Annotated in this window: 3 protein-coding genes; all 3 read right to left on the bottom strand. The window is 71.5% G+C overall.

Annotated elements, in window-relative coordinates; genetic code table 11:
* A partial coding sequence (locus ACWF94_RS34350) for an alcohol dehydrogenase catalytic domain-containing protein (RefSeq protein WP_453497736.1) occupies positions 1 to 964 on the bottom strand: 964 nt, incomplete at its 3' end.
* 25 nt (positions 965 to 989) lie between these two features.
* Positions 990 to 2,492: an aldehyde dehydrogenase gene (locus tag ACWF94_RS34355; protein WP_453497742.1), complete on the bottom strand. Its 1,503-nt coding sequence runs from the start codon at positions 2,490 to 2,492 to the stop codon at positions 990 to 992.
* Positions 2,493 to 2,530: 38 nt separating this feature from the next.
* Positions 2,531 to 4,408: an alkyl/aryl-sulfatase gene (locus ACWF94_RS34360; RefSeq protein ID WP_453497739.1), complete on the bottom strand. Its 1,878-nt coding sequence runs from the start codon at positions 4,406 to 4,408 to the stop codon at positions 2,531 to 2,533.
* Positions 4,409 to 4,519 lie beyond the last annotated feature (111 nt).

The following is a 4,519-nucleotide window of genomic DNA, read 5'->3' on the forward strand; positions in this document are numbered from 1 at the left end:
GCCCGGCCCGCCACAGGTCGATGACCTTCGTCATGGTCCGGCGGACGTCGGCGCCGCCGTAGAACGAGGGCAGAATCCTCTTCTCGTGGCCGACCAGCTCGCCCATGCTGATGTCGGGGAGGTCCCGCTGCCCGCCGACGCCGACCAGGCAGACGGCGCCGCCGTTGCGCGCGGCGTCGTACGCGGCGCGCAGGGTGGCCGGCCTGCCGACGGCCTCGAAGGAGTAGTCGAAACCGAATCCGCCGGTGAGGCTCTTCTTCGCCTCCTTGACCCGCTCCGGGGCGACCGCCTCGGTGGCACCGAACTTCAGCGCCCAGTCGCGCCGGTTCGGCGTGGGGTCGACGGCGAGGATCTGCGCGGCGCCGGCGACCTTCGCGCCCTGGACGATGCTCATGCCCACACCGCCGAGTCCGATGACGGCCACGGAGGAACCCGGCGTCACCCGGGCGGTGTTGAGCGCGGCCCCGATGCCGGTGGTGACGCCGCAGCCGATCAGGGCGGCGATGTCATAGGGCAGGTCGTCCGGGATCGGCATCGCGGCGTTGGCGGCCACGACGACTTCCTCGGCGAAGACGCCCTCGCCGAACATCCCTGGCAGGGTGGCTCCTTCGAGCCGGAAGTTGGGTGTGGCGAGATTGCGGAAGCCGCTGCGGCACAGATGGCCGTCGCCGGCTTTGCAGGACGGACAGGTGTCACACGGGGGCATCCAGCAGACGATGACCCGGTCCCCGGCCCGTACATGGGTGACGCCATCGCCGACCTCGATCACCTCGCCCGCGCCCTCGTGGCCCAGGACGCAGGGGGTGGGGTGGGGCACCACCCCGTTCATGACCGAGAGGTCCGAGTGGCACAGGCCGGCCCGGTGCATCCGTATCCGGACGCGTCCGGGGCCGAAGGACACGGCCTGCACATCGACGACGTCGAGGGACTCGTCGCCGGTCTTCCGGAGGACTGCAGCACGCATGGGTTCGTTCTCCTCGGGTGCGGGGTCAGGGCCTGTCTGATGGATCTTGCTGGGCTCGCGTGCCCTGGCCCTGGCGGGGCGGGACGGGCAGGTGGACGGTCTGGTGTTCGAAGTAGCCGGCCAGACCCTCGGGTCCGAACTCGCGGCCGATGCCGGAGTTCTTGAAGCCGCCGAACGGGGCGGCGGGGTCGAGGCGGAAGCCGTTGATCGTGAAGGTGCCGGTGCGGATCTGCCGGGCGAACCGCTTGCCGCGTTCGGCGTCCGCGGTGAAGACGGCGCCGGAGAGGCCGTAGTCGGAGTCGTTGGCGATCCGGACCGCGTCGTCCTCGGTCTCGTACCGGATGAGACAGACGACGGGTCCGAAGATCTCCTCGCGGGCGATGCGCATGTCGTTGGTCACCTCGCCGAAGAGGGTCGGCTCGACGTACCAGCCGGTCGGCCGGTCGGCCGGTGTTCCGCCGCCGGTCAGCAGCTTGGCGCCCTCTTCCTGGCCGATGCGGATGTAGTCCAGGACCCGCTGCCGCTGGGTACGGGTGGTCATCGGGCCGACGACGGTGGCGGGATCCGCCGGGTCGCCGACCCGCAGTGCGCCGAACGCCGCGGTGAGCCCGGCCGCGACCTCGCCGTAACGGGAGGCGGGTACCAGGACGCGGGTGAGGGCGACACAAGCCTGGCCGCTGTTGGCGGCGCAGGTGGCGCCGACGATGACGCGCAGCGCCGCGTCGAGGTCGGCGTCCTCCAGGACGACGGCGGCGGACTTGCCGCCCAGCTCCAGGGAGACCCGGGTGAGGTTCTGGGCGGCGGCGGCCATGACGGCCTTGCCCCCGCCGACCGAGCCGGTGAAGGCGACCTTGTCGATGCCGGGGTGGGCTGCGAGGTAGGCGCTGGTCTCCCGGTCCGCGGGCAGCACGGAGAGCACGCCATCGGGCAGCCCGGCCCGCTCGCAGATCTCCGCCAGCAGATAGGAGTCCAGCGGGGTTTCCGGAGAGGGCTTCAGTACGACGGTGCAGCCGGCGAGCAGGGCGGGGGCGAGCTTGCCGGCGATGGTGAACTGGGGGACGTTCCACGGGGTGATGGCGGCGACCACGCCGACGGGCTGACGCCGTACCAGCACGGGGCCCGTGAGCCCCTGGCGTTCCTCCTCCGGGGTCAGCTCCGCGGCGGCGGCCAGGGCGGCGCCGAAGATACCGACCGGGGCGAGGGCCTGGCCGCGCACCGAGAAGCCGATCGGCGAGCCGTTCTGCAGGGTGATCAGCTCTGCCATCTCCTGATGGCGCGCGAGCAGCGCGTCCTTGATCCGTGTGACGGTCTCGGCGCGCTCGGCGACGGTCAGCCGTGGCCAGGGGCCGTGGTCGAACGCCTCGCGGGCGGCGGCCACCGCCTTGTCCACGTCCCGCGGACCGGCGTGCGGGACCCGGCCGACGATCCGCTCGGTCACGGGCGAGACCACCTCGATGGTCTCGCCGCCCGCGGGCTCGGCCCACCGGCCGCCGATGAACAGTTTGCCGTATTCGATGATCTGCGCCATGTGTGGTCCGGTGCTCCTCGGCTGGTGGTGGCGGGTGGTCATGGCAGGACGATGCGGAAGGCGGCGCTCGGCTGCTCCAGCAGGGACTCGAAGGTGGCGAGCGCGTCGGCGTCGCCGTCCAGCCGGATCGCCCCGGCGGCCACGGAGTCGGTGAAGGAGACGCGCCCGGACAGGATGCGGTCGAGCGTGGTGCGTTCCAGTCCGAGGGTGAGCCGGGGCTTCTCGCCGCCGGGGGCGTCTCCGGGCAGGGGGGTGAGGACGCCGTTGCCGAGCAGCAGTGTCCACACCTCGTCGGTGTCCGAGAACTCCCAGCGCATCAGCAGCCGGTGGGCTGCGGCGCGGGGCCCGTCCACGCACACGGCCAGACTCTGGAACACCTGGCGTGTGGTGAGGGCGCCCATCATGTCGATGCTGCCGAGGGTGAGGCCGGGGCGTACCGGGGGCTCGGCGTCCGGGGCGCGCAGCTCCTTGGCTCCGGTGAGGTAGAAGTTGCGCCAGGTGCCGTTCTCCTGGGCGTACCCCAGCCGTTCGTACGCGGTGGCCAGCAGCTCCCGGGCCTCGGTGTTCGAAGGGTCGGCGAAGACGACGTGGTTGACCACCTCGGCGACCCAGCGGAGATCGCCTTCTTCCGCCGAGACCCGGGCCCTGGCGAGGACGGCGTCGGCGCCGCCCATACAGGCCACATAGCGTTTGGCCTGCTCGACCGGCGGATGCTGCCACAGATGGGCGGGGTTGCCGTCGAACCAGCCCATGTAGCGCTGGTAGACCGCCTTGACGTTGTGGCTGATCGAGCCGTAGTAGCCACGGACGCTCCAGGAGCGGCCCAGTTCGCCGGGGAACTCGGTGAGTTCCTCCGCGATCTCCGCGCCGGTGAGACCTCGGTTCATCAGACGGACGGTCTGGTCGTGGAGATAGGCGTAGGCGTCGCGCTGCTCGGTGAGGATGCGCCGTACCTTGTCCTGGCCCCACGTCGGCCAGTGGTGGGAGCCGATCAGCACCTCGGCGTCGTCGAAGAGGTGGAGGGACTCGGTGATGGAGTCGGCCCAGGCGTGGGCGTCGCGTACCAGCGCGCCGCGCAGGGTGAGTACGTTGTGCAGGGTGTGGGTGACGTTCTCCGCGACCAGCAGCACCCGGTGGTCGGGCAGCGCCAGGTTCATCTCGCTGGGCGCCTCGGTGTCGGGCGTGAGCTGGAAGACGAACCGCACTCCGTCCAGGGTCAGCTCCTGGCCGGTGGCCTCAACGGTGACCGTGGGCGGTATGAGGCCGAAGGTGCCCCGGGACATGGCCTGGGCCAGCCCGAAGCCGACCATGCCGTGAGGGCCGGCGGGGAGTGTCGCCCCGTACATGTAGACCGCGCGGCGGCGCACGGCCGGCCCGGCGAAGATGTTCTCGCTGACCGCGTGCTCCATGAATTCGTCGGGCGCCACGATCTCGCACTCGCCCGCGGCGACCGCGCGCGGGTCGGTGACACCGTGGACGCCGCCGAAGTGGTCACCGTGGCTGTGGGTGTAGACCACGGCCTTGACCGGGCGGTCGCCGCGGTTGCGGCGGTACAGCTCCATGGCCGCCGCGGCGGTCTCCTTGGAACACAGCGGGTCGATCGCCACCACACCGCTGTCGCCCTCCACGAGTGTCATGTTGGAGCCGTCCAGGCCACGCGCCTGATAGATCCCGGGTACGACCTCGAACAGGCCCTGGTGGGCGTTGAGCTGTCCGATCCGCCACAGGTTCGGGTGGACCGTCTCCGGGCAGTCCTGGTCCAGGAAGCCCCAGCGGTCGTTGTCCCAGATCACGCGTCCCCGGCTGTTGGGGATCACACAGGAATCGAACCGGTCGACCAGACCGCGGGTCGCGTCGGCGAAGTCCGTGCGGTCGTCCCGGTCGGGGCCCCGGGAGGGGACGTCGGCGGTGTTCATGGTTCTCCTTGTGCTGACACGGTGCGCGGGCGCGGGCGCGACTGGACGGTGGGGGCCTGCCACGGCGCCTCCCCGTCGGCGGCGCGACGCGGAGGCGCCCTCGGCGGCGGG

This window comes from Streptomyces sp. NPDC055078, assembly GCF_053607985.1.